The organism is Streptomyces sp. IBSBF 3136, assembly GCF_036815105.1.
Classification (GTDB): domain Bacteria; phylum Actinomycetota; class Actinomycetes; order Streptomycetales; family Streptomycetaceae; genus Streptomyces.
In genome coordinates, this window is sequence record NZ_JAJSZC010000037.1 from 19,988 (window position 1) to 45,885 (window position 25,898).

General features: G+C 75.7%; 5 protein-coding genes. 1 reads left to right on the forward strand and 4 read right to left on the reverse strand.

Features of this window, described 5'->3' with window-relative positions:
* Nucleotides 1–2 precede the first annotated feature (2 nt).
* From V7E45_RS11040 to V7E45_RS11055, 4 genes are all read right to left on the reverse strand, one after another.
* The gene (locus V7E45_RS11040) at nucleotides 3–18,584 is read right to left on the reverse strand and encodes a non-ribosomal peptide synthetase (RefSeq protein ID WP_333773923.1); all 18,582 of its coding nucleotides are present in this window, start codon (nucleotides 18,582–18,584) and stop codon (nucleotides 3–5) included.
* A 179-nt stretch (nucleotides 18,585–18,763) separates the two neighbouring features.
* Nucleotides 18,764–20,113, reverse strand: coding sequence for a serine hydrolase domain-containing protein (locus tag V7E45_RS11045; protein ID WP_333773924.1), 1,350 nt, complete (start codon nucleotides 20,111–20,113; stop codon nucleotides 18,764–18,766).
* 89 nt (nucleotides 20,114–20,202) lie between these two features.
* Entirely contained in the window at nucleotides 20,203–21,327 is a 1,125-nt protein-coding gene (locus tag V7E45_RS11050) for a cytochrome P450 (RefSeq protein ID WP_333773925.1), read from the reverse strand.
* A 1,002-nt stretch (nucleotides 21,328–22,329) separates the two neighbouring features.
* Nucleotides 22,330–23,028 (reverse strand): thioesterase II family protein, encoded by a 699-nt coding sequence (locus tag V7E45_RS11055; RefSeq protein WP_333773926.1) that lies wholly within the window; start codon nucleotides 23,026–23,028, stop codon nucleotides 22,330–22,332.
* 601 nt (nucleotides 23,029–23,629) lie between these two features.
* Here V7E45_RS11055 and V7E45_RS11060 point away from each other — a divergent pair.
* Entirely contained in the window at nucleotides 23,630–25,780 is a 2,151-nt protein-coding gene (locus V7E45_RS11060; RefSeq protein WP_443056011.1) for a SpoIIE family protein phosphatase, read from the forward strand.
* Nucleotides 25,781–25,898 lie beyond the last annotated feature (118 nt).

Below are 25,898 nucleotides of genomic sequence, written 5' to 3' on the forward strand. Positions count from 1 at the left end.
CCTCACCGTTCGTCGTGGTCGCTGTCGCCGCGTGCGGCGTCTTCGAGTTCGCTCAGCACCTGTTCCTCCACCAGGTCCGCCAGGGCGGCGACGGTGCGGTTGACCAGGACGTCGCGGGGCGTGAGGGTCACGCCGAAGAGGTCGTTGGCGCGGGAGGCGATCCGCAGCGCGCGCAGGGAGTCGCCGCCCAGGTCGAAGAAGTCGTCCTCGGCGCCCACGGTGGTCTCCAGGGCCTCCTCCCACAGGGCGGCCACGGCCTCCTCGGTGGGGGTGCGGGGCGGCACGTGCCCGGCGGCCGGCTCCTCGGCCTGCGGGCCGGGCGCGGGGAGCGCGGCCCGGTCGGTCTTGCCGTTCTCCGTGAGCGGGAAGCGGTCCAGCGTCACGAACGCCGAGGGCACCATGGGGCCGGGCAGGGTGCGGGCGGCGAAGGCCCGCAGCCGGGCGGCGGAGGGCGGCTCGGCGCCGGGCGCGAGGAGCAGGTGGGCCACCAGGCGCGGCAGCCCCGGCTCGTCCTCCCGCACGCTCACCACGGCGTCCAGCACCGCCGGGTGGCGCACCAGGGTCGCCTCCACCTCGCCGGCCTCGATGCGGTGGCCGCGCAGCTTGAGCTGGTGGTCGGTGCGCCCGAGGTAGTGCAGTTCGCCGCGGGCGTCGCGCCGGACGAGGTCGCCGGTGCGGTACATGCGGGTGCCGGGCGGTCCGAACGGGTCGGCGGTGAAGCGGGTGGCCGTCAGGCCGGGGCGGCCCAGGTAGCCGCGGGCCAGGGCCGGACCGGCGAGCCACAGTTCGCCGGGCACGCCGTCGGGGGCGGGGCGCAGGCGCGCGTCGAGGACGTAGGCGCCGGTGGCGGGCAGCGCGCGGCCGATGGGCGGCGCGCCGCCGTCCGGCTCCAGCGGGTCGGACCAGGTGGCGACGACGGTCGCCTCGGTGGGGCCGTAGGAGTTGACCATGCGGTGGTGCGGTGCCCACCGGGCGACCAGTTCGGCCCGGCAGGCGTCCGCGCCGACGATCAGGGTGCGCAGGTCCGGCAGGGTGCCGGGGGTGTCCGGCGGCAGGGTGGCGAGCGCGGCGGGCGGCAGGAGGGTGTGCGTGATGCGCGCGGTGCGCAGGAAGCCGGCCAGTTCGGCGCCGAGCAGCGGGCCGGGCGGCGGCACGACGAGGGCCGCGCCGCTCGGCCACGCCATGCACAGCTCCAGCACGGAGGCGTCGAAGCTGGGCGTGGCGAAGGCCAGGACGCGGTCGCCCGCGTCGACTCGGTAGTGCGCGGCTTCGGCCGCGGCGAAGCCGGCCAGCCCGCGGTGGGTGACGACGACGCCCTTGGGGGTGCCGGTGGAGCCGGAGGTGTAGATGACGTACGCGGGGTCGTCGAGGTGGAGCGGGCGGACCCGGTCGGCGTCGGTGGGCCGGTGGGCGGGCGTGCCGTCGGGCGGCGCGGCGAGCAGGCCGGCGACCTCCTCGGCGGTGAGGGTGACGGCGGGGTCCGCGTCGCGCAGCATCAGCGCGACCCGCTCGGCCGGGTAGCCGGGGTCCACCGGGAGGAAGGCGGCGCCCGTCTTGGCGACGGCGAGCTGGGCGAGGGCCATGTCCGCCGAGCGCGGCAGGACCAGCGCGACGAGGTCGCCGGGCCCGGCGCCGCGCGCGATGAGGTGGTGCGCCAGCCGGTTGGCGTGGGCCTCCGCCTCGCCGAAGGTCAGCGTGGACTCCCCCGTGTCGAGGGCCGTCCCGTCGGGCCGTCGGTCGGCCGCGGCCTCGAGCAGCGCGGGCAGCGTCGCCGGGGGCACCGGGGGCAGTTGCGGGCGTGCGGGGCCGTGCAGCAGCCGGTGGCGTTCCGCGGGCGGCAGCACGTCGACGGTGCGCAGGGGCGCCTGGTCGCCGGACGCGGCGAGCGCGGTCAGGGTGTGCGTCAGCCGGGCGGCCAGGGCCTCGGCCGTCGCCTCGTCGAAGTACCGGGGGTCGTAGCCGAGTTCCACGCTGAGCTCGTCGCCGGGCGAGATCACCACGGTGAGCGGGTAGTTGGTCGCCTCGCGGGCGTCGAGGTCCCGGATCCGCACGCCGTGCGCGCCGGCGGTGGCGTCGCCCACGGGATAGTTCTCGAAGACCAGCAGGCTGTCGAACAGGGAGGTGCCGGGCGGCAGTTCGCTCCACTGGTGGAGGTCCGTCAGCGGCACGTGGTCGAAGCGCCGGTCCTCCGCTCGGGCGTCCTGGAGCTCCCGCAGCCACGTCGCGCACGGCGTGGACTCGTCCACGGTGATCCGCGCGGGCAGGGTGGTGATGAACAGGCCGGTGATCGTGTCCGCGCCCGGCAGGTCGGCGGGCCGGCCGGAGACGGTGGTGCCGAAGCACACCTCACGCTCGCCGCCGGCGCGGGCGAGCAGCAGCGCCCAGGCGCCCTGCACCAGCGTGTTGAGGGTGAGCCGGTGGCGGCGGGCGAAGTCCGTCAGCCGGGCGGTGCCGTCGGCGCCGAGCCGCCGGGACAGCCAGGTTCCCGACCGGGCGGCGGCGCCCGGGGCGGGCCTGCGGTCGTACGGCAGCGCGGTGGGCGCGGCGTACCCGGCGAGGGCGGCCTTCCAGTGCTCCTCGGCGGCGGCCGCGTCCCGGCCGGCCAGCCAGCCGGCGTAGTCGGCGAAGGGCCGCCGCCGCGGCAGTTCCGGCTCGCTTCCGGCGGCGAGCGCGGCGTGTGCGGCCATCACGTCCGACAGGACGTGGAAGACGCTCCATCCGTCCAGCAGGACGTGGTGGAAGGTCCACACCACGCGCACCTCGTCGGGGCCGAGGCGGATGAGGGTGACGCGCAGCAGCGGGGGGCGGTCCAGGGCGATGCCGCGGGCGCGGTCCTCGTCGAGCAGCCGCTCGAGCGCGGTCCGCCGCCGCGCCGGGTCAAGGCCGCTCCAGTCGAGTTCGGTGAGGGGCAGGGTGACGTGGCGGTGCACGGTCTGCAGCGGGACCGGGACCTCGCCCAGGGCGACGGCGGTGCGCAGCACGGGCGTGCGGGCCACGACGTGCTGCCAGGCGGCCGCGAGCAGCCGGGGGTCGCGCACGCCGTCCGCGACGAAGGTGATCTGCTCGACGTAGAGGCCCTCGCCGGGCTCGTCCATGCCGTGCACGACCATGCCGGTCTGGGTGGGGGTGAGGGGATAGACGTCCGTGACGTCGCGCCCGTCGCCGGCCAGCCGGTCCACGGCCCGCTGGTCCAGGGCGGCCAGCGGGAAGTCCGACGGGGTGCGGCCGCCGGCGCCCGGTTCGGCGCAGTGCCGGACGATCTCCCGCAGTTCCTCGGCGGTCTCCCGGGCGAGGCGTGCGACGGTGTCGTGCCGGTGCGCCCGCCGGGAGTACGACCAGGTGAACTCCAGCCGCCCGCCGGCGACTCGGCCGAGGACGTCGATGAGGTGCGGGCGGTCCGCCGAGCGGTCCATGCCGCCGGTCAGTCCGCCGTGGGGGGCCCGCAGCAGGCCATCGGCGGGCGCCGTCCGGTCCTGCTGCCCGAGGTAGTTGAAGCCCACCTGTGGCAGGCCGGGCAGGTCGCGTCCCGCCGTGGGGTGGAGGTGCCGCAGCGCGCCGTGGCCCACTCCCCCGCGGGGTACGGCGCGGAGGTTCTCCTTGACCGTCTTCAGCGCGGTGGCGAGGTCGGCGTCGCGGGGCACGTCGAGGCCCACGGGGAACATGGTGGTGAACCAGCCGACGGTGCGGGCGAGGTCGACGTCGTCGAAGAGGTCCTCGCGGCCGTGGCCCTCCAGCGCGAGCACCACCCGGTCCTGCCCGGTCCAGCGGGCCAGGACGCGGCCGACGGCGCACAGCAGGACGTCGTTGACGCGGGTGCGGTAGGCGTCCGGCACCTCCTGCAGCAGCCGGCGGGTGTCCTCCTCGCCGAGGCTCACCGTCACGGTCTCCTCGTCGGCGCCCGAGTTGCCGCCGTCGAGGTCGGTGGGCAGGGCGGTGGGGCGCAGGCCGCTCCAGTGCGCGAGCTCGTCGTCGAAGCCGCCGTCCGCGGTGTACGCGGCCAGGCGCCGGGCCCAGGTGCGGAAGGACGTCGTCTTGGCCCCCAGGTCGGGCGTGGTACCGGCGCGCAGGGCCCGGTGGGCGGCGTCGAGGTCCTCCAGGAGGACGCGCCAGGACACCGCGTCGACGACCAGGTGGTGGGCGGCCAGCACGAGGACGGGCGGGCGGTGGCCGTCGGGGCGGCACAGGGCGGCCTTGAGGAGCGGCCCCTTCGCCAGGTCGAACGCGGCGCACAGGTCGGCGGCCACGGCGGCCGGCTCGCGCGGCGTGTCGTGCACGTCGAGGTGCGGCGCGGCGCCCGGCGGCGTGCCGTACTGGCGCCACCGTCCGTCAGCGTCCTGTTCGTACCTCATGCGCAGCGCGTCGTGGTGCTCCAGCACCGCCGCGAGGGCGGCGCGCAGCAGCGCCACGTCGAAGTCGGGTGCCAGCTCGTAGGAGACCGCCTGGGTGAGGCGGGCCGGGTCGCCGCCGAGGGTGTCGAACAGCCAGTGCTGGACGGGGGTGAGGGGGACGTCCCCGGCGACCGGGCCCTGTTCGGCGTCGGCCGTCGCGGCCGGGACCTCCTCGACCGCCGCGGCCAGTTCGGCGACCGTCTGGTGCTGGAAGAGGTGCCGGGGCGTCAGCGCGAGACCGGCCCGGCGGGCGGCGGAGACGATCTGGATACCGAGGATGGAGTCGCCGCCGAGCGCGAAGTAGTTGTCGGTCGCGCCCACGTCTGCCACGCCCAGCACCTCGGACCAGATCGCGGCGAGCGCCCGCTCGCCGGCGGTGCGCGGCGGACGGCTGCCCTCCGCTGCGGGGGCGGACCAGACCGGTTCGGGCAGGGCCCGCCGGTCCAGCTTGCCGGTGGCGCCCAGCGGCAGCCGCTCCAGCGGCACCACGACGGCCGGGACCAGGTGGTCGGGCAGCGTCCGGGCGAGGAAGGCCCGCAGGTCGGCCGGTGCGGGGGTGTCGCCGCCGCGGGGCACGGCGTAGCCCACGAGGCGCTTGTGGCCGTCGTGCTCCACGACCCGGGCGGCGGCCGCGGCCACCTGGGGGTGCCCGGCCAGCGCGGCCTCCACCTCGCCGAGTTCGATGCGGAAGCCGCGCACCTTGACCTGGTCGTCGGTACGGCCGAGGTACAGCAGGTCGCCGTCGGCCGTCCAGCGGACCAGGTCCCCGGTGCGGTACATGCGGCCGCCGGGCGGGCCGAAGGGGTCGGCGAGGAAGCGGGACGCGGTCAGGCCGGGCCGGTTCAGGTAGCCGCGGGCCACGCCGGTGCCGGCGAGGTACAGCTCGCCGGGCGCCCCCACGGGCACGGGGCGCAGGCGGGCGTCGAGGACGTAGGCGCGGGCGCCGCCGACGGGCCGGCCGATGGGCGGGTCCCGGTCGGGGTCGGCCGGGTCGCAGGTGAAGGCGGTGGCGTAGACGGTGGCTTCGGTGGGGCCGTAGATGTTCATGACCCGGCAGCCGGGTATCGCCGCGTGCACCTGGCGCACGGCGCGGGCGGGCAGCGCCTCGCCGGCCAGGACGACGGTGTCGGCCGTGACACGTACGGTGTCCTCCGCCAGCATGCGGCCCAGGGCGGAGGGTACGGCGCTGAGGAGTCCGGCCCGCCATGGCCCGGGCCGATCGGCGAGGGCCAGCACGTCGCGGACCAGCTCGACGTGGCCGCCGGCCAGCAGCGGCGAGAGGATCTCGAACACGGACACGTCGAAGTTGAGCGAGGTGGAGGCCACGACGTGGGCGAGTCCGCGGCCGGTGAACTCGGCGGCGGCCCAGTCGGTCAGCGCCACCACCGAGGCGTGGGAGACGACGACGCCCTTGGGGCGGCCGGTGGAGCCGGAGGTGTGGATGACGTAGGCGGGGTGGTCCGGCAGCAGCGTGCCCCGCCGCTCGCCGTCGCCCACGGGGGCGGCGGACGCGGCGGCGAGACGTGCGGCGCAGGCCGTGTCGTCCAGCATGATCCGCGTGTACGGGCCCTCCGGCAGCCGTGCGGAGGTCTCCGCGCAGGTGACCACCGCGTCGGGCCGGACGTCCTCGAAGAGGAACGCGATGCGGTCCGCCGGGTGGCCGGGGTCGACCGGCAGGTAGGCGGCGCCGCTCTTGAGGACCGCGAGGAGGGCCACGATCAGGTCGGCGGTGCGGGGCAGGGCCAGTGCGACGAACCGCTCCGGTCCGGCCCCCGCCTCGATGAGGAGACGGGCCAACCGGTCGGCGCGCTCGTTCAGCTGTTGGTACGTCAGGTTCTGGCCGCCGGCGGTCACGGCCAGGGCGTCGGGGGTGCGGGCGGCCTGGGCCGCGAAGGCGTCCGGCAGTGTGCGGTGCGGCAGCTTCGCCACCGGTCCCGCGAGCCGGTCCAGCAGGTGGCGCCCGTCGTCCGGTGCGAGCACCGGCAGCTCGGCCAGGCGGTGGCCGGCTCCGTCGGCCATCGAGGTCAGCAGGGTGCGCAGGGCCGCGCCGAGCCCTTCGACGGTGGCGGCGTCGAAGGCCGCCGGGTCGTAGTCGAGTGACACCGTCACGTCGTCGCCGGGGGCGACGACCACGCTGAGCGGGTAGTTGGTCGGCTCCAGGTCGCGTTCCTGCTCGACGGCGAGCCCGTGCCGGGCCAGGGCGCCCGCGTCGAAGGGGTAGTTCTCGAAGACGACGATGCTGTCGAACAGGTTGGTGCCGCCGGGGACCTCGCTCCAGCCCTGGACCTGGGCCAGGGAGACGAAGTCGTGGCCGCGGGCCTCGGACTGGGCGGCCTGCACCTCGCGCAGCCACTCCAGCAGGGGGCGGCGGCCGTCGATCCGCAGCCGGGTGGGCACGGTGTTGATGAACAGGCCCACCATGGAGGTCACGCCGGGCAGTTCGGCCGGGCGGCCGGACACGGTCGTGCCGAAGACGACGTCGTCGCCGCCGCCGAAGTGGTGCAGCAGCAGGCCCCAGGCGCCCTGGAGCATCGTGTTGACGGTCAGCCCGGCCTGCTGCGCGGTCTCCTTCAGCCGTGCCGACACCTCCTGTCCGAGGGCCACCCGGACCGTGCCCGAGGACGACGTGCGGTGGGCGTCGGCGGGGCGCCGGTCGCGCGGCAGGGCGGTGGGCGCGGCGAAGCCGGCCAGCGTCCCGCGCCAGTAACGCTCCGCGCGGCCGGTGTCCCGGGCGACCAGCCACCGCAGGTAGTCGGCGAAGGGCGCCCGGCCGGGCACCCGCGGGCGGCGTCCGGCGGTCAGCGCCGCGTACCGCTCGCACACCTCGTCGAACACCTGTGCCGCGCTCCAGCCGTCGAGCAGGACGTGGTGGAACGTCCACACCATGCGCACCCGGTCCGGGGCCAGGCGGATCAGCGCGAGCCGCGTGAGCGGGGCCGCGCCCAGGTCGATCCCGGCCCGCCGGTCCGCGTCGAGCAGCGACTCCATGTCCCGCGCGCAGTCCTCGGCGGACCGACCGGTCCAGTCGTGGTGGGTGACGGGCAGGACGGCCCGCCGCTCCACCACCTGGAGGGGTTCGGCGGTCTCCTGCCACACCAGGCGGGTGCGCAGAATCGGGTTGGCGTCCGCCGTGTGCTGCCACGCCTCGGCGAGCGCGGGCGGGTCGGTGACGCCGTGCAGCACCACCTGCACCTGGTTCACGTAGGTGCGGGCGCGGGAGTCCAGCAGGCTGTGGAACAGCATGCCCGCCTGCATCGGCGTGAGCGGGTACACGTCCTCCACGGTGCGTCCGTCGCCCGCGATCCGGTCGACGGCGGCCTGGTCCAGCCGGGCCAGCGGGAAGTCCGAGGGTGTGCGGCCGCCGGCGTCCGGGGCGGCGCAGTGCGCGACGATCTCCTCCAGTGACCGCAGCATGCCCGTGGCGAGGGCGGCGACCGTCTCCTCGCGGTGGCGTCCGCCGCTGTAGTGCCAGGTGATCTCCAGCTCGTCGCCCTCCACCCGGGCCACCACGTCCAGCAGGTGCGGTCGCGGCGCCCCGGGGTCCTCGGCGCCGCCCAGGCCGCCGGGGACGGACCCGACCAGCGCGCCGGCCTCGGCCGACCAGTCGAACCGGCCCAGGTAGTTGAAGCTGATGCCGGGCAGCGGTGCGGCGGCGAGCGCCTCGTCGCCCGCGAGGTGGCGGAGGGCGCCGTAGCCGACGCCCCGGTCGGGGACGGCCCGCAGCTGCTCCTTGACGGACTTCAGCGCGGTCCCCCAGTCCCCCTCGGGCAGTTCGAGGGCGACCGGGAAGAGGCTGGTGAACCAGCCGACCGTGCGGGACAGGTCGAGGTCGTCGAAGAGCTGGTCCTCGCGTCCGTGCCCCTCCAGTCCCACGGCGACGGTGCCGCGGCCGGTCCAGTCGGCCAACACGCGGCCGAGGGCGGTCAGCAGGACGTCGTCGATGCGGGTGCGGTAGACGCCGGGGACCCGGCGCAGCAGGTCCTCGGTCCGCCGGCGGTCCAGGCGTACGGTCACGGCGCGCAGGTCGCCGGCGGTGTTGCCGCCGTCGAGGTCCACCGGCAGCGGTTCGGCGCAGTGCCGCGACACGGCCTCCCAGTGGGCGCGCTGGGCCGCGAAGTCCCCCTCGCGGGCGCGCCGGGTGAGCCGCCGCGCCCATTCCCGCGCGGACGTCGTGCGCTGCGGCAGCCGGATCGGCTCACCGGCCCGGGCCTGGCCGTAGGCGGTCTCCAGGTCCTCCAGCAGGACGCGCCAGGAGACGCCGTCGACGATCAGGTGGTGGGCGGCCAGCAGGAGGCGCGCGGGCCGGTCCGCGCGGGTGAACAGCCGGGCGGCGAGCAGCGGGCCGGTGTCCAGCCGGAAGCCGGTGTGCGCCTCCCGGGAGAGGTGGTCCTCGGCCGCCGCGGCGGCCCCGGCGTCGAGGGCGCCGAGATCGTGGACGTCCAGCAGGCGGGGGGCCTCGGTGTCCGGAGCGGCGATCTCCTGGTGCCAGGTCCCGTCCGCGGCGCGGGTGAAGCGGGCGCGCAGGGCGTCGTGGTGGGCCCACAGCGCGGCCAGGGCCGCGGCCAGCGCGCCGGCGTCCACGGCCCCGGCCGTCTCGACGAGCACGGACTGGTTGAAGTACTCGGGGCGCGGCGGCTCGGCGTCGAGGAACCAGCGCTGGATCGGGGTGAGCCCGGCCTCTCCGGTCACCGGACCGGTGCCCGCGACGGTCGCGGCCGCGCCGGTCGCGGCGGTGGCCAGCGCGGCGAGCGTGGGGTGCCGGAACAGGTCCCTCGGGGTCAGCGCCAGCCCCGCGCTGCGGGCCCGGGAGACGACCTGGATGCTGACGATCGAGTCGCCGCCCAGCATGAAGAAGTTGTCATCGGCGCCGACCCGTTCCACGCCCAGGAGTTCGGTCCAGATGCCGGCCAGCACGCGCTCGGCCTCGGTGCGCGGCGCGCGGTAGGCGGTGTCGACCGCCGCTGCCAGGTCGGGTGCGGGCAGCCGCCGCCGGTCGACCTTGCCGTTCGCGGTCAGGGGCAGCTCGGCCACGGTGACGAACGCGGCCGGGACCATGTAGTCGGGCAGGTCGCCGGAGAGGCGGTCGCGCAGCTCCGCCGCCGCGGGCACCGCCGCGCCGGGGGCGGGTACCAGGTGGGCGAGCAGGCGTTTGCGGCCCGCGTGCCGCGACACCGACACCACGGCCTCGGCGATCGCCGGGTGCGCGGTGAGCCGGGCCTCGATCTCGGCGGGTTCCACCCGGAAGCCGCGGATCTTGATCTGGTCGTCGGCGCGTCCCACGAAGTGCAGTTCGCCGTCGGCGCTCCAGCGCACGATGTCGCCGGTGCGGTACATCCGGCCGCCGGGCGGACCGAACGGGTCGGCCAGGTAGCGGGCCGCCGTCGCGCCGGGCCGCCCGGTGTAGCCGCGGGCGAGGCCGGCGCCCGCAAGGTACAACTCGCCAGGTATGCCGGGCGGTTGAGGCTGCAGCGCGCCGTCCAGGACGTACCCGCGGGTGTCGTCCAGGGGGCGGCCGATGGGCAGCGTCGCGGGCAGCGCGTCACCGGCGCGGAAGACCTTCCGGGTGGCGAAGGTGGTGGTCTCGGTCGGGCCGTACACGTCGACGACGGTGAGGCCCGGGCAGGCGTCCAGGACGCGTCGTACGGCCGAGCCGGGCACGGCCTCGCCGCCGGTCCACACCTCGCGCGCGCCGGACAGGCAGGCGGGGTCCTCCTGGGCGAGCAGGCGGAACAGGCCGACCGTCAGGAACAGGCAGCTCACCTCCTGTTCGGTGATGGCGTGGCGTACGGCGGCGGCCTCCAGGTCCCCGGGCGGGGCGAGCACGGCGGTGCCGCCGCGCAGCAGCGGCACCCACAGCTCGTAGGTGGAGGCGTCGAAGGCGTGCGGAGAGTGCACGAGGACCCGGTCGTGGCCGGCGAAGGCGCGGTCGAGGGCGAGCGCGGTGACGTCCCGCTGCCGTACCGCCACGCCCTTGGGGGTGCCGGTGGAGCCGGACGTGAACATCAGGTACTGGACGTGGTCCGGGTGGACGCGGGGCGCGGCCGCCGGTTCCGCGGGCGGAGCGCTGTCGTCGTCCGGCCGCAGCACGTGCTCCTTCGGGAGGAGTGCGGTGGCCGTCTCCTCCCAGGCCTCGTCCGTGAGCAGCAGGTCGGCGCCGGCTTCCGCGAGCATCGTGCGCAGCCGCTCGCGGGGTGCCCTGCCGTCGAGGGGGACGTACACGCCGCCGAGGCGGGCGAGGGCGACCTGGGTGACGACGAGACCGGCCGAGCGGTCCATCAGGACGCCGACGGGGACCTCCGGGCGGACCCCGCGCGCGGCCAGCCGGGCGGCCAGTGCGGCGGACCGGTCGTCGAGTTCGCGGTAGGTGAGCCGCTCGTCGCCGGCCTGCAGCGCGACGGCGTCGGGGGTGCGCCGCACCTGCGCGGCGAACAGGTCCGCGGTGGTCGCCGCGGGGGTACCGGTGGCGGTGTCGTTCCACGTGTGGAGCACCTGCTCGCGTCGGGCGGCCGTCAGCAGGGGCAGGCGGGCGGGGGTGCTTCCCGGCGCGGTGGCGAGGCCGTCCAGCAGGACGGTGAGGTACTCGGCCATCCGCTCGACGGTGGCGGCGTCGAAGAGGTCCGGGTCGTAGCCGAGGCGCAGGGCGAGTTCCGGGCCGGGGTAGGCGACGAGGCTGAGCGGGTAGTTGGTGGTCTCGATGCCGTCCAGGCCGGTGAGCCGCAGCCCGTGCGCGGCGGCGAGCGCGTCGTCGACCGGGTAGTTCTCGAACACCACGATGCTGTCGAACAGGGCGGCGCGCTCGGGCAGCCGGGTGAACGTCTTCATGTGGTGCAGCGGCACGTGGTCGTGGCGGCGGTCCTCGCTCTGCTCCTGCTGGAGCCGGGCCAGCCAGGTGAGCAGCGGCTCGTCCCGCGGGACGGTCACGCGGGTGGGCAGGGTCGCGATGAACAGGCCGGTCATGGCGTCGGCCCCGGGCAGCTCGGGCGGCCGTCCGGAGACGGTGGTGCCGAAGACCACCTCGTCGGTCGCCGCCTGGCGGCCGAGCAGCACGGCCCAGGCGCCCTGCACGAGGGTGTTCATGGTCAGGCCCGCCGTCCTGGCCAGGCTCCGCAGGGCCCGGGTGGTGGTCTCGGGCACCGTGACGCGCACCGCCCGCGTGGACTCCGCGCGGTGGCTCTCGCGGGGCTCGCGGTCGAAGGGCAGCGCGGTGGTCTCGTCCAGGCCGTCCAGGCGGCTCTGCCAGTGCCGTTCCGCCTCGGCCCGGTCGGCGCGGTCCCGCAGCCAGGCGACGTAGTCGCGGAAGGGGCGGCGGTCGGGCAGCGCTGCGTGCGCCGTGCCCGTCAGGCCGGCGTGGCAGGCGAAGACGTCGGAGAGGACCTGGAACAGGCTCCAGCCGTCCAGGATCAGGTGGTCGAAGGACCACACGACGCGGACCTCGCGGTCGGAGACGCGGGCCAGCACCAGGCGCTGGAGCGGCGCGCACGTCAGGTCGACACCGCGGGCGCGGTCCTGGTCGAGGAGTGCGCGCAGCCGCTCGTCGCGCTCGGCGTCGGGCAGGCCGCGCCAGTCGAGCCGCTCCACCGGCACCGCTGCCCGGCGCTGCACCACCAGGAGCGGCTCGGGCACGTCCTGCCACACCACGCGGGCGCGCAGCACCGGCGTGCGGTCCGTGACCCGCTGCCAGGCGTCCGCCAGCACGGCGGGGTCCGCCACGCCGTCGAGGACGAACGTCAGTTGCTGGAAGTACACGCCGCGGTCGTCCTGCGAGAGCCGGTGGAAGAGCATGCCGGCCTGGGTGGGCGTGAGGGGGTGGACGTCCTCCACCTCCGCGGGGTTCTCGCCCGCGATGCGGTCGACGTGCGCCTGGTCGAGCCGGGCGAGCGGGAAGTCCGAGGGGGTGCGTCCGGCGGCGCCGGGCCGGGACGCGTGGCGGGCGAGACCGGCCAGCGCTTCGGCGTACCGCCCGGCGAGGTCCTCGACGGTGTCCGGCCGGTGCAGCTCGTCCGAGTAGAACCAGGTGAACTCCAGGCCGTCCTCGTCCAGGCGGCCCACGACCTCCAGGGCGTGCGGGCGGGACGCCGAGGGGTCGGCGTCCAGCTCCAGCGGGCGGAACAGGCCGCCGTACAGCCCCTCGGAGGTCCCGGAGGTCCCGGAGGCCCCGGAGAGCCCGAAGCGGCCCAGGTAGTTGAAGCTGATCTGCGCGGGGGTCGCCGGCAGCGGTGCGGTGTCGCGGCCTGGCCGGGTCAGGAGGCCGTGGCCGAGGCCGTGGTGGGGCACCGCGCGCAGTTGTTCCTTGACCTGCTTGAGCACGGCGTCCCAGTCCGCTTCGGGCGGGACGGCGAGGGCGACGGGGTGGCGGGTGGTGAACCAGCCGACGGTGCGGCTGGTGTCGACGTCGGCGAACAGCTCCTCGCGGCCGTGGCCTTCGACGTCCACCAGCACCCGGTCCTGCCCGGTCCAGCCGCACAGCACCCGGCCGAGGGCGGCGAGCAGGACGTCGTTGGCCCGGGTGCGGTAGGTCTCGGGCAGGGTGCGCAGGAGCGCTTCGGTGTCGTGCGGGTCGAGGCGCACCGTCACCGAGCGCTGGGAGGCGTAGGTGTTGGCGCCCGTCCGGTCCGACGGCAGGGCGGCCCGGGCGCCGTCGGTCGCCCGCGTCCAGTACTCCTTCTCGTCGTCGAAGCCGCCGGCGGCGGCGTGCGCGGCGAGGCGTTCGGCCCACTGCCGCAGCGGGGACGACTTCCGGGGCAGCGCGGCCGCTCCGTCCCCGCCGGCGCGGCGGGCGCGGTAGGCCAGGTCCAGGTCCTCCAGCAGCAGGCGCCAGGAGACTCCGTCGACGACCAGGTGGTGGACGGCCAGATGCAGGACCGGCGGTCGTCCGGGGCCCCGGTCGTGCAGCACGGCACGCAGCATCGGTCCGTCGAGCAGATGGTGGGGGCCGAGGTGCGGGGTGTCGGTGTCCGGGCCGGTGTGGTGGGCGAGGCGGAAGTGGGCGGCCGGGCCGTCGATCAGCCACCGTACGCCCGTCCCGTCGGAGGGGAAGCGGGAGCGCAGGGCGTCGTGGTGGGTGACGACATCGCCGAGGGCGGCTTCGAGTGCCCTCGCGTCGGCGTCGGCGCGCAGTTCCACGGAGAGGGTCTGGCCGAAGTGCCCGGCCCGCTCGGCGGCGCTGTCGAAGAGCCAGCGCTGGATGGGTGTGAGCGGGGCGGAGCCCGTCACCTCGACGGGTGCGGGCGCGGCGGCGGGCCGCCGGCTTCCCGCCTCGTCGGCGCGGCGGGCCAGCGCCGCCACCGTCTGGTGCCGGTACACGTCACGCGAGGTGATCGTCAGGCCCGCCTGCCGGGCCTGGGCGACGACCTGGATGCTGAGGATGGAGTCGCCGCCCAGCGCGAAGAAGTTGTCGTCCGCTCCCACCCGCTCCACGTGCAGGACGTCGGCCCAGATGGCGGCAAGGGTCCGTTCGGTGGGGGTGCGGGGGGTGACGTGGCGTACGGCCGTTTCGGCGGCCGCGTGCTCGGGGAGCCGGCCGCGGTCCAGTTTGCCGTTGGCGTTGAGTGGCAGGGCGGGCAGCACCACGACGGCCGCGGGGACCATGTAGTCGGGCAGGGTGCGCCCGAGTTCGCGGCGCACCGCCTCCGGGTCCACGTGGGCGCCCGGGGCGGCGACGACGTACCCGGCCAGGCGGCGGTGGCCGTCGCCGTCGCGGACGGACGCGGCGGCCTCGACGACACCGGTGCAGTGGCGCAGTGCCTCCTCCACCTCGCCCAGTTCGATGCGGAAGCCGCGCACCTTGACCTGCTGGTCGATGCGGCCGAGGTACTCGAGCCTGCCGTCGGCGCTCCAGCGCACCAGGTCGCCGGTGCGGTACATGCGGTCGCCGGGGGCGCCGAACGGGTCGGCGACGAAGCGCGCCGCGGTCAGCCCCGGGCGCCGCAGGTAGCCGCGGGCCAATCCGCCGCCGCCCAGGTACAACTCGCCGGTGACTCCCGGGGGTTGGGGGCGCAGGAGGCGGTCCAGCACATAGGCGCGGGTGCGCGCCACGGGGCGGCCGATGGGTGGGGCCTGGTCGGGGACGGTGCCGTGGGCGAACCAGGCGGTGGCGTACACGGTGGCCTCGGTCGGGCCGTAGAGGTTCGCCACCTCGGCCGCGGGCATGGCGTCCGTGATGTCCCGCACCGTCCGGGCGGGCAGGGCCTCGCCGGCCAGGACGACGGTGTCGGCCTCGACGGCGCCGCCGGAGCCGAGCATGCGGGAGAGCACGGACGGGACGCCGCTGAGGAGTCCCACCTTGTGCGGTCCGGGAGCGTCGGCGAGGGAGGGGAGGTCGGCGACCACCTCGACGCCGCCGCCGGCCAGCAGGGGGCACAGCAGCTCGAAGACGGACACGTCGAAGTTGAGGGAGGTGGACGCGACGACGTGCGCCAGCCCGTGTGCGCCGAACGTCTCCTCGGTCCAGGCGGCCAGCGCGGCCACGCTGCGGTGGGTGACGACCACGCCCTTGGGGCGGCCGGTGGAGCCGGAGGTGTAGATGACGTAGGCGGGGTGGGACGGGTGCAGCGGCCGGATCCGGTCGGCGTCGGTCAGGTCCGCCTCACCGTCGCCGGACGGCTCGGCGTCCTCCAGGAGCAGCGGCTCGCAGTCGTCGGGGAGCGCGTGGGCGGTCTCGCGGGTGGCGACGACGAGGGTGGGGGCCGCGTCGGCGAGCATGTAGCGGATCCGCTCGGCGGGGTAGCCGGGATCGACGGGCAGGTACCCGGCGCCCGTCTTCAGGACGGCCCACAGCATCGGCAGCAGGTCGGCGGAGCGCGGCAGGCACAGCGCCACCAGGGACTCCGGGCCCGCGCCGCGCGCCGTCAGCAGCCGGGCGAGCCGGTTGGCGCGCCGGTTCAGCGCGGCGTAGTCAAGACGGGTCCCGTCGCAGGTGACGGCGGTCCGGTCGGGGGTGCGGCGCACCTGGGCCTCGAACAGCGCGGGAAGCGTGGGGCCGTCGGCGTGGTCGCCGGCCGGCGCGGGCGGGTTCCAGGAGTCGAGGAGCGTGCGCCGCTCGTCGTCCGACAGCAGCGGCAGTTCGGCCAGTGTCCGGTGCGGGCCGTCCGCCATGCCCTCCAGCAGGCGGTGCAGCTGCCGGCTCATGCGGGCCGCGGTCGCCGCGTCGTACAGGCCGGTGTTGTACTCGACGGTCAGCTCGCAGCCGCCGTCGGCGCGCGGCGCGAACTCCAGCACGAGGTCGAAGCGGGCGGCCGGGCGGGGCAGCGGGTGCTCCTCGATCCGCACCCCGGCCGCCACCGGCGGGTGGTCGGGCGCCGTCTGCTGCACCACCAGCACCTGCACCAGCGGTGTGCGGCTGGGGTCTCTCGGCGGGGCCAGTTCCTCGACCACCCGGTCGAAGGGCACGCCGTCGTGCGCGAAGGCGTCCAGGACGGTCGCGCGCATGGACTCCACGAACCGGTCGACGGTGAGAGCGTCGTCGACCTCGCCCCGCAGCACCACGGTGTTGGCGAAGAAGCCCGTCACGTCCTCCAGTTCGCGGCGGTCCCGTCCGGTGGTGACGGTCCCGAACGCCACGTCCCGTTGCCCGGAGTAGCGGGAGAACAACACGGCCGCCGCCCCGGCGAACAGGGTGAAGACGGTGGTGCCGCGGCCCTGGGCCAGCCGGCGCAGCCGGTCCACCAGGTGCTCGGGGACGTCGTGGCGGTGGGCCGCGCCCTCGGTGGTGCGCACCGCCGGCCGGGGGCGGTCGGTGGGCAGTTCCAGTTGTGGCATGCCGGCCAGGTGGCGCTTCCAGTAGCCGAGGTCGTCGGCGTCCGTGTCGCCGGTGCGCCGCGTGTGCTCCCACAGCGCGAAGTCCGGGTACTGCAGGCCCGGCCGGGGAAGGCCGTCCGGTTCGCCGCAGGCCTCGGCGCGGTAGAGCGCCGCGAGGTCCCGGGTCAGGACGCCGACCGACCAGCCGTCGGTGACGATGTGGTGCTGGGTGAGCAGCAGGACGTGGTCCTCGGACGCGCGGCGGACGAGCAGCGCCCGGGTCAGGGGGCCGCTCGCCAGGTCGTGGGGGCGGCGCAGTTCCTCGGTCAGCAGACGCTCCACGGCCTCGTCCCGCCGGTCCTCGGGCAGCTGCCCGGCATCGGCGGTGCGCAGCGGCAGCACCGCCTCAGCGGCGACCGACTGGACGCCCTGGCCGTCGACGGTGGCGAAGGTGGTGCGCAGGGAGTCGTGGCGGGCGGCGAGCCGGTCCAGGGCGCGTCGCAGGGCCGGCGTGTCGAGCGGACCGCGCAGCCGCAGCGCCACGCCGGTGTTGTACTCGGCTCCGCCGCCGGCGAGGTCGTCGAGGAACCACAGGCGCCGCTGGGCGCTGGAGAGCGGGACGGGCTCTTCGCGCGGGGCGGAGGGGATCGGGTCCGGCGCTGCGGCGGCGGACGGCTCGGTGGTCAGCGGGGCGAGCGCGGCGACGGTCCGTGCGGTGAACACGTCGCGCAGGGAGAGCCGGACGCCGAAGGCTTCCCGGATCCTGGTGAGGGTGCGGGCGGCGAGGATCGAGTCGCCGCCGAGGTCGAAGAAGTCGTCGGTGACGCCGACGGTGCCGACGCCGAGGACGTCGGCCCAGATCCCGGCCAGGGTCCGCTCCCCGTCGGTACGCGGCTCGACGTGCCGCTCGGTCGGCGCGCCGCCGGGGGCGGGCAGGGCCCGCAGGTCGGTCTTGTGCTGCGGGGTGAGCGGTATCGCGTCCAGGACGACCACGGCGGAGGGCACCATGTGGGCGGGCAGGACGGCGGCGAGGGCGGCGCGCAGCCGGGCGGGCTCCGGTCTGCGGGCCGGGTCGGCGGGCGTGACGTAGCCGACGAGCCGGCCGCGGGCGGGCTCCTCGTCGCGGACCACGACGACTGCCTCGCGGACACCGGGGTCGCGGGTCAGCGCGGTCTCGATCTCGCCGGGCTCGATGCGGAAGCCGCGTATTTTCACCTGCCGGTCGGCCCGGCCGAGGAACTCCAGCTCGCCGTCCGCCCGGCGGCGCACCCGGTCGCCGGTGCGGTAGAGGCGGGCGCCGGGCGGCCCGGAGGGGTGGGCGACGAACCGGGTCGCGGTCAGGCCGGGGCGGCCGAGGTAGCCGCGGGCCAGCCCGTCGCCGCCCACGTACAGCTCGCCCTCGGTCCCGGGCGGCACCGGGCGCATCGCCGGGTCCAGGACGTGGGCCTCGGTGCCGGGCAGCGGGCTGCCGATGGCCGGTGTCCCGGTGCCGGCGGTCAGCGGTCCGGTCCAGGTGGCGACGACGGTGGCCTCGGTCGGCCCGTACGAGTTGATCATGCGCCGGCCGGGCGCCCACCGGTCGACGAGCACGGCCGGGCAGGCCTCCGCCCCGACGATCAGGGTGCGCAGGTACGGCGCGCCCCCGGTGTCCGCGGGGTCGGGCAGGGTGGCGAGCGCGGCGGGCGGGATGAGGGCGTGGGTGATGCGGTGCTCGTTCAGGACGGCGGCCAGTTCGTCGCCCAGCCAGGGCCCGTCCGGCGGTACGACCAGCAGGGCGCCGGACAGCACGGAGACGCACAGCTCCAGTACGGAGGCGTCGAAGCTGGGCGAGGAGAACTGCAGCACGCGGTCGCCCGGGCCGGCGGCGTACCGCTCGGCGGCGGCCGCGGCGAAGCCGCCGATGCCGCGATGGGTGACGGTCACGCCCTTGGGGGTGCCGGTGGAGCCGGAGGTGTAGATCACGTAGGCCGCGTGGTCGGGGAGGACCGGGCTCCCGGACGGATACGGCTCCTGGTCCCCGGCGTCCGTCAGCGCGCGGACCCGGCCGGGGTCGTCCAGCACGACGGCCGGTGCGGCGTCGGCGAGCATCAGCGCCCGCCGTTCGGCCGGATAGCCGGGGTCCACCGGGAGGAAGGCGGCGCCGGCCAGGGCCACGGCCAGTTCGGCGGCGACCAGTTCCATCGAGCGCGGCAGAACCAGCGCCACCGTCCGCTCCGGCCCGGCGCCGCTCGCCACGAGATGGGCGGCGAGACGGGCGGCCCGCCGCGCGAGTTCCCCGTACGTCCAGGTGCGCCGGCCGTCGGTCACCGCGGGAGCGTGCGGGTCGCGCGTCACCCACCGGGTGAACAGCTCACCGAGCGGGACGTGCCGGGTGGCGTGCTCCGCGCGGGCCGGCGGCGGGGCGCTGCCGGCCGGTGGGCGGACGGGCGCGGCGGGTTGCTGGGCGTGCAGGTCCGTCATCGGGGTGAAGTCCTTCGGGCGTGGGGCGGCGCGCGGACCCGGCGCGGCGGTCGCGGGCAGCCCGCGGGCACACCGGAGCGGTGCGGGGTCCTTGCGTACGGGGCGGGTGCGGCGGTCGCGGGCACACCGGACCGGTGCGGGGTCCCTGCGTACGGGCGGGTGCGTGACGCGGGGCTCGGTCAGACGGTGCCGGTGCGGCGCGCCGTGCGTCCGGATATCTGCAGGCGGTCGATGGTCCCGGTGGCGGGGTCGCGATGGAAGCGGCCGCCCGGCTCGTGCCGGCCCGTGGCCGGATCGACCAGGTCGCAGGACAGGTCCGGGTAGCACACCAGCGGGATGGGGCAGTCGCCGTCCACGGACAGCGTCGGCGTGCCGTCCCCGTCGAGTTTGACCGCGTACTCCGTGCTCCCGTTGCGGTAGGTGCCGGCGCACCCCGGCAGCGGTACGGCAGGACCGCGGCGGGCGGGGGCCGGCGCGACCGGCACGCGGATGCCGGTGAGCCGGGTGAGGTCGGCGGCGAGGTCCCGCCACAGGGCGGTGGCGGCGCCGGCGTTGCCGGTGAAGGCGACGACGACGCCGCTGTCCGGCTCGGCCCGCAGGTGGCAGGAGGTGCCCTGGGCGTTCCCGTCGTGGCCGCACCACAGGCGGCCGTCCTGCTCGAAGAGCGCGAGGCCCAGCCCCCAGGAGTCCGCCAGGGCACCCGGGTGGGCGGCCGGTTCGGGGCGGCGCATCCGGGCGGCGGCGGACGCGGGCAGGACGGTGGACCGGCCGATGACCGCCCTGCCCAGGGCCGCGAGGTCCTCGGCGCCGGCCAGCAGGGCTCCGGCCGGGGCCTCCACCGGGGCGAGGTTCTGGTGGGCCGGGCGTACCAGGCCGGTGGCCGTGTTGAGGGCGTGACCGGTGGCGACCGGCCGCGCGGGCGCGCTGTCGCCGAGGAAGGCGGGGACGATGCCCAGGGGTTCGAGGAGGAGCGCGCGCAGTGCTTCCTGCCAGGTCATGCCGGTCACTTCGGACACGAGCCGGCCGGCGGCGACGTAGCCGGCGTTGGAGTAGGAGAAGCCGGTTCCCGGCGGGAACAGGGCGTTCTGCGCGGTGCAGACGGCGGAGAGGTAGCGCGCGGCGGTGGTGCCGGCGGCGCTGTCGGAGTCGGGCCCGGTGGGCAGGCCGGCGGTGTGACTGAGCAGGTGCCGAGCGGACACCTCGGGTAACGGCCGCAGTTCCGGCAGGAGTTCGGCGGCGGGCTCGTCGAGGTCGAGGTCGCCGTCGTCGGCGAGGAGCAGCACGGCGGCGGCCGTGCCGATCTTGGTGACCGAGCCCAGGGGTACGGCCGTGTCCGCGGTGAAGGGTGCTCCCGTCGCGGCGTCGGCCGTGCCGGTGTGCACGCTCAGGGTGTGCGTGCCGGTGTGGACGGTCAGTTGGGCACCGGGCACACGGTGGGCGCGGGCGAGGGCGTCGAGGCGGCTCTGCACCTCGTCGCGCAGCGGGGACGGTGGCCGCTCGGCGACCGGGGCAGCGCTGGAGTGCGGCATGAGCAGGGGACTCCTGATGAGAGCGGGTGCGGGGAGGGAACGCGGCCGGTCCGCGGGTGAGCGGTGCGGAGCCTGCGCGCGCCGACACGTCAAGGCCTGGTGACGGCGATCGGTAGGTGGCGAACGCCGACGAGGACGGCCGGATTCTGGTAGGTGACGTCGTCGTAGGAGGGGATCGCCAGGGTGGGGAAACGTTCCATCATCATGTGCAGTGCGATCCGTGCTTCCAGCCGGGCCAGTGGCGCGCCGAAGCAGAAGTGGATGCCGTGGCCGAAGGTCAGATGGGGATTCGGACTGCGGGCCACGTCGAAGACGTCCGGACGGGTGAAGCGGGCGGGATCGCGGTTGGCGGCACCCAGGTGCACCATCAGCAGGGTGTCGGCCGGGATCTCGTGGCCGCCGAGCACCACCGGTCCGGTGGTGCGCCGGCCCAGCTCGGGGAAGGGCGGCAGCCAGCGCAGCACCTCCTCGACGGCGTCCGGCAGCCGGCCGGGGTCCTCGCGCAGCGCGGGGAGGGTTCCGGGGTGGCGGTCGAAGGTGACCACGGCGTTGCCGAGCAGCGCGGTGGTCGTGATGTGCCCGGCCACCAGCAGCAGGGCGACGAATCCGACGATCTCCTCGTCGGCCAGGCGCGTTCCGTCCACCTCGGCGGCCAGGAGCCGGCTGGTGAGGTCGTCCCCGGGACGGGCCCGGCGGCGCCGGATGTGGTCCAGCACGTAGCCGTTCATCTCGCGCACGGTCGGGGCGATGGCCTCCAGCGCCCGCTCCAGGTCGGCCATGTCGAGGCTGTCACCGAGCTGGTCGCCGCCGAAGAGGGTGCCGGCCCACTCCTGGAAGAGTCTGTGGTCGTCGGCGGGGATGCCGAGGAGTTCGGCGATCACGATGATGGGCAGCGGGTAGGCGAGGGTGTCGACCAGGTCGAACCGGTCGCGGTCGGCGACACCGTCCAGGAGGCGCGCGCAGACTTCCTCGATGCGCGGTTCGAGCCCGTGGACCACCCTCGGGGTGAAGGCCTGGCTCACCAGGGTCCGCAGTTTGCGGTGTTCCGGCGGGTCCATGCCGACGAAGTTGCCCTGCCGGAAGGTCTCGAAGTCCTCCTGGGTGGGGGTGATCGGCGTGAGGTCGGAGGAGTAGGTCGCCGGGTCGGCGAGTACGGCGGAGACTCCTTGATGGTCCACGACGCGCCACTGGCCCTGGGCTTCGTCGTAGGTCACGGGGCCCGCCTCGCGTAAGGACCGCCACCGGTCGGGTAACGCGCTCAAGGGCGATTCGACCGCTGTCGGTTGAGTGCTTGTCACCGGTTCTCCTTGGGTGAGACGCGCGGGCCCGGCGTGGGCCGTCCACGGTGGGGAGGGTTCGCCGGGCGGGTAGCCCCTGACGTGACGGGCGCGGTCTACGGGTCCGGCACCACGGGGCGGCTCTCGCTCCGCGCCAGACGACCGACGCGCGGTCAGGGGGTCCGACCGGCCGCTCGGACGTCCGCCCGTACGTCCCGTCGCGGCATGCGGCTCGGTGCCGTAGGGGTCAGCAGGCCCGGGGGCGGGTTCCGTCCGGCAGGGCGGTGGTTCCGGGCGATCCGGAGATCCGCCGCACGGCCGGCAGGTCCGCGCGTCCGCAGCCTGGCAACGCGCGCCTCGGGCACCCAGCAGACATCTCCACATCCCCCAGTGACTCTGCTCGCGCAGCGAGCCGCGCGAGACTCCCCTGTGCCACGAATCTGGTGCTTAATCTGGTGCTTGGTGTGCATGAAATACGCTTCGACCCGATCCGTCCGGGTCGAATGCGCTCACAGTTTTCACGTCGGGTGACGGAATGGCAACCCCCCGAAGTGGAAGGGGGCGACGGTCCGGCACCGACCCAGCGCTACGAGCGTGTATCCCTTCGCGCCATCCTCAAACTCCCTGTCGCGCAGCGGAATTGGCCCTCTTGCCGGCGCGCGGACGGCGGCCGTCGCCACCTGCGTCATTGCGGCGGGGAGATCCGGAGGCACGTGCCGGGGCCCCGCCCGATGGTTTCGGCCATTTCGAGCGACGGCGACCGGGACGGGCGTTCGGTCCGGGGCCCGGGGACGGGCGCTGCGCACAGGGAACTCGGCGCCACGCCACAGGAGTTCCCGGCGCGCGCGGTTGCGGTCCGCGCGCCACGTGCCTCAACCGGACAGTGGCAGTACAGACCGGGTTCCGTACGCCGCGGACGCGCCGTCCGTCACCGTTCGGTCAACGCCCGTCCGGGCCGGCGCACTCGGTGACGAGCCGCACGACGGTGTCCGGGTGGTCCGTCAGGAAGAAGTGCTCTCCAGGGAGGATTTCCAGCCGGAAACCGGCGCTCGTGTGACTCTTCCACGCAGCGGCCTCGTCCGGCGCGACCCGAGGGTCCCGATCCCCCGTCAGGCAGAGGACGGGGGTGTCCACGACGGCGTCGGGGGCGGGCCGGTACCGGGTGACCGCCCGGTAATCATTGCGCAGGACGGGCAGGAAGAGGTCCATCAGATCAGGATCGCGGACGACCGCCGCGTCGGTGCCGCCGAGACCGGCGATGTGGTCCAGGATCTCCTGGTCGGTGTCGCAGGCGGGTGTCTCGCGCGGCACCGAGGGGGCGGTCCGCCCGGAGACGACCAGGTGGCAGTGTGCCGTCAGCCCGTCGCGTGCGAGCCGGAGTACCGATTCGAAGGCGACGGACGCCCCCATGCTGTGGCCGACGAGCACGAGCGGCACAGGCTCCGCCGCCCACCGCCGCAGGGACGGCACCACCCGGTCGGCGAGTCCTTCGACGGTCGCCACGAACGGCTCACCGAAGCGCTCCTGCCGCCCCGGGTACTGGACGGCCGCGACGTGATGCCCCTCGGGGAAACGGCGTGCGAACGGAGCGTAGAACGACGCGGCGCCACCGGCGTGCGGAAAGAAGAGCACTCGCACGCGAGGCTCCGCGGCACCGCGCAGTGGCCTGATCCAAGGGTCCTCGCCCTTCACCGGCGCCCCCGCCCTTCCTTTTTGCGACCGAGTCGTGTGCCCCGGCCGACCTGGCGGTCACGGTACCGGCTCGGCCGGCCTTCTGCTTCTCTCCCGGCTCGTGGACGTAGGCGGCGGTCAGGGTGCCCTCCCGCTGCCCACAGCGCGCGAGGGCGGGGCCGAGACGGAGGAAGGTCGGCGCCCGTGCGCCGACGTGGACGTCCCCGCCGGGAAACCGTCCCCGCAGGGACCGTCCCCGCGGGCGGAGGGAGCACGACGCCGAATTGCGTGCCCCGTTCTCGGCGGCCGTCACCGTTCCACGACGCGAAGATCCGGCCATCAAGGTGCACAGGGGCGCACGCGGGGCGCCCGTACACCACTGCGCGCATCAGCTCTGGGGGCATGAGGTCGGCCGGACGGGGTATCTGTGCGCACCCCGGGAAGCGGCGCTCCCCCGCAGGTGAGCGCCGCGGGGCGGGAACAACCGAAGACGCTCGCCGTGCGCCGCGCTCCCCCGCGAGGCAGCCTTGACCCCGGGAAGCGAGGCGACGCGCGGCCGTGGGAGGAGGTGGTCGGCGTGTCCGACGGGCCAGGGCCGACGCGGGCACCGGCGGCCGCCACCGCACCGACCGGCGAGCCGCTGCTGTCGCTCGCGCTGGCCTCGATGCTCGACGGGGTGCACGCGCACTCCGGGGCGGTGTACCTGCTCCACCCCGACGAGCCGGTCCTGGAGATGGCGGTGATGGCGGGCATGCCCCGGGCTTTCGCGGCGCCCTGGCAGCGGGTCGGGCTGAGCGCGCCGATCCCGGTCGCGGACGCGGTGCGCCGGCGGCGCCTGGTGTGGGTGGGCGGCGAGGAGGAGATGGCCCGCCGCTATCCGCGCATCGCGGTGGTGCTGCCGTACCCCTTCGCCCTGGCCGCGCTGCCGGTGGCGACGGCGGACACCGTGTACGGGGCCGTGTTCCTCACCTGGCCCGGCGCGCACGCGCACGAGCTGTCGGACGGGGAGCGCGAGCAGCTGACGGCGGCCTGCGAGCGGCTGGCCCTGCGGCTGGAGCGGGCCACGGCGGAGAACCGGCCGCCGGGGCCCGAGCGCGACCTGCTGGCCACGCCCGTCTCCGGGGTGGCGGGCAGGCTCGGTTCGGTGGAGGCCGCGCGGATGGTGTCCCGGCTGCCCTACGGACTGGTGTCGCTGGATCTGCACGGCCGGATCTGCTTCGCCAACGCGGCCGCCACCGAGATGCTCGGCCGGCCCGCCGGCGAACTGCTCGGCACGCTGCCCTGGGTGTCGGTGCCGTGGCTGAACGACCCGATGTACGAGGACCGCTACCGGGCCGCGCTGATCAGCCAGCAGGCCACGTCGTTCGTGGCGCTGCGCCCGCCGGGCGAGTGGCTGTCGTTCCGGATGTATCCGAGCACCACCGGGCTGAGCGTGCGGATCAGCCGGGCCCGGGCGGTGGCGGACATGGCGCACACCGCGCCGCGGCAGGAGCGGGGGCACCCCCGCCTGGTGACCATCTCCCAGGTGCTGAGCCTGGCCGGGGCACTGACCGAGGCGGTCAGCGTGCAGGACGTGGTGCAGCTGGTGTGGGACGAGGTGGCCCCGGCGGTCGGCAGCCAGGCGATGGTGATCCTCGGCTCGGAGGCCGGGCGGCTGCACGTGCTGGGCCACCGCGGCTACCCGGACCCGCACACCGTGGAGCGGTTCACCGGGCTGCCGCTGAGCGAACGCACCCCGGGCACCCAGGCCCTGAACAGCGGGGTGCCTGCGTTCTTCGACTCGCGGGAGCATCTGGAGCGGCTGTACCCGAACCGGCAAGAGACCCCGGACGGGTACGCGGCCTGGGCCTACCTGCCGCTCATCGCGTCCGGGCGGCCGGTCGGCACCTGTGTGCTGGCCTACGCCGAACCGCACGTCTTTCCCGCCGACGAGCGGGCGGTCCTGACCAGCCTGGGGGGTCTGATCGCGCAGGCCCTGGAGCGCGCCCTGCTGTACGACGCCAAGCACCGGCTGGCGGAGGGGCTGCAGCAGTCGCTGCTGCCGCACTCGCTGGCCCGGCTGCCCGGCATCGAGGCGGCGGCCCGCTATCTCCCGGCCACCCTGGGCATGGAGATCGGCGGCGACTTCTACGACCTGGTGCCCGCCCGGCCGCTGGCGGCCGCCGTGATCGGGGACGTGCAGGGCCACAACGTGACGGCGGCGGCGCTGATGGGGCAGATCCGCACCGGGGTACGGGCGTACACCACGGTGGGCCAGCCGCCCCAGGAAGTGATGCGCAGCACCAACCAGCTGCTCGTCGACCTAGGCGCCGAACTGTTCGCCAGCTGCCTCTACCTGCGGCTCGACCCGGCGCGCGGCAAGGCCGTGATGGCCCGCGCCGGGCATCCCCCGCCCCTGGTCAGACGCCCGGACGGACGGGTGCGGGTGCTGGACCTGGCCGGCGGCCCGCTGCTCGGGATCGACGCGTCGGCCACGTATCCGACGACCGAGGTGTCCCTTGCGCCCGGATCGGTCCTGGTCCTGTACACGGACGGCCTGGTGGAGTCGCCCGGCGTGGACATCGAGGACTCCCTGGTCGAGCTGGGCGCGCTGCTCGCGGAGGTGGGCGACCAGCCGCTGGAGCACCTGGCCGACGAGCTGGTACGGCACAGCGCGGCCGCCCGGGAACGGGCGGACGACGTGGCGGTGCTGCTGCTGCGCGCCGGTGAGACCGGCTGAGCCGTCGGGCCCGGTGACCGGGATGCGGTCACCGGGCCCTCCGGCGGGAGGGTCGGGCCAGGGCCGGGGGGGGGGGGGGGGGGGGGGGGGGGGGGGGGGGGGGGGGGGGGGGGGGGGG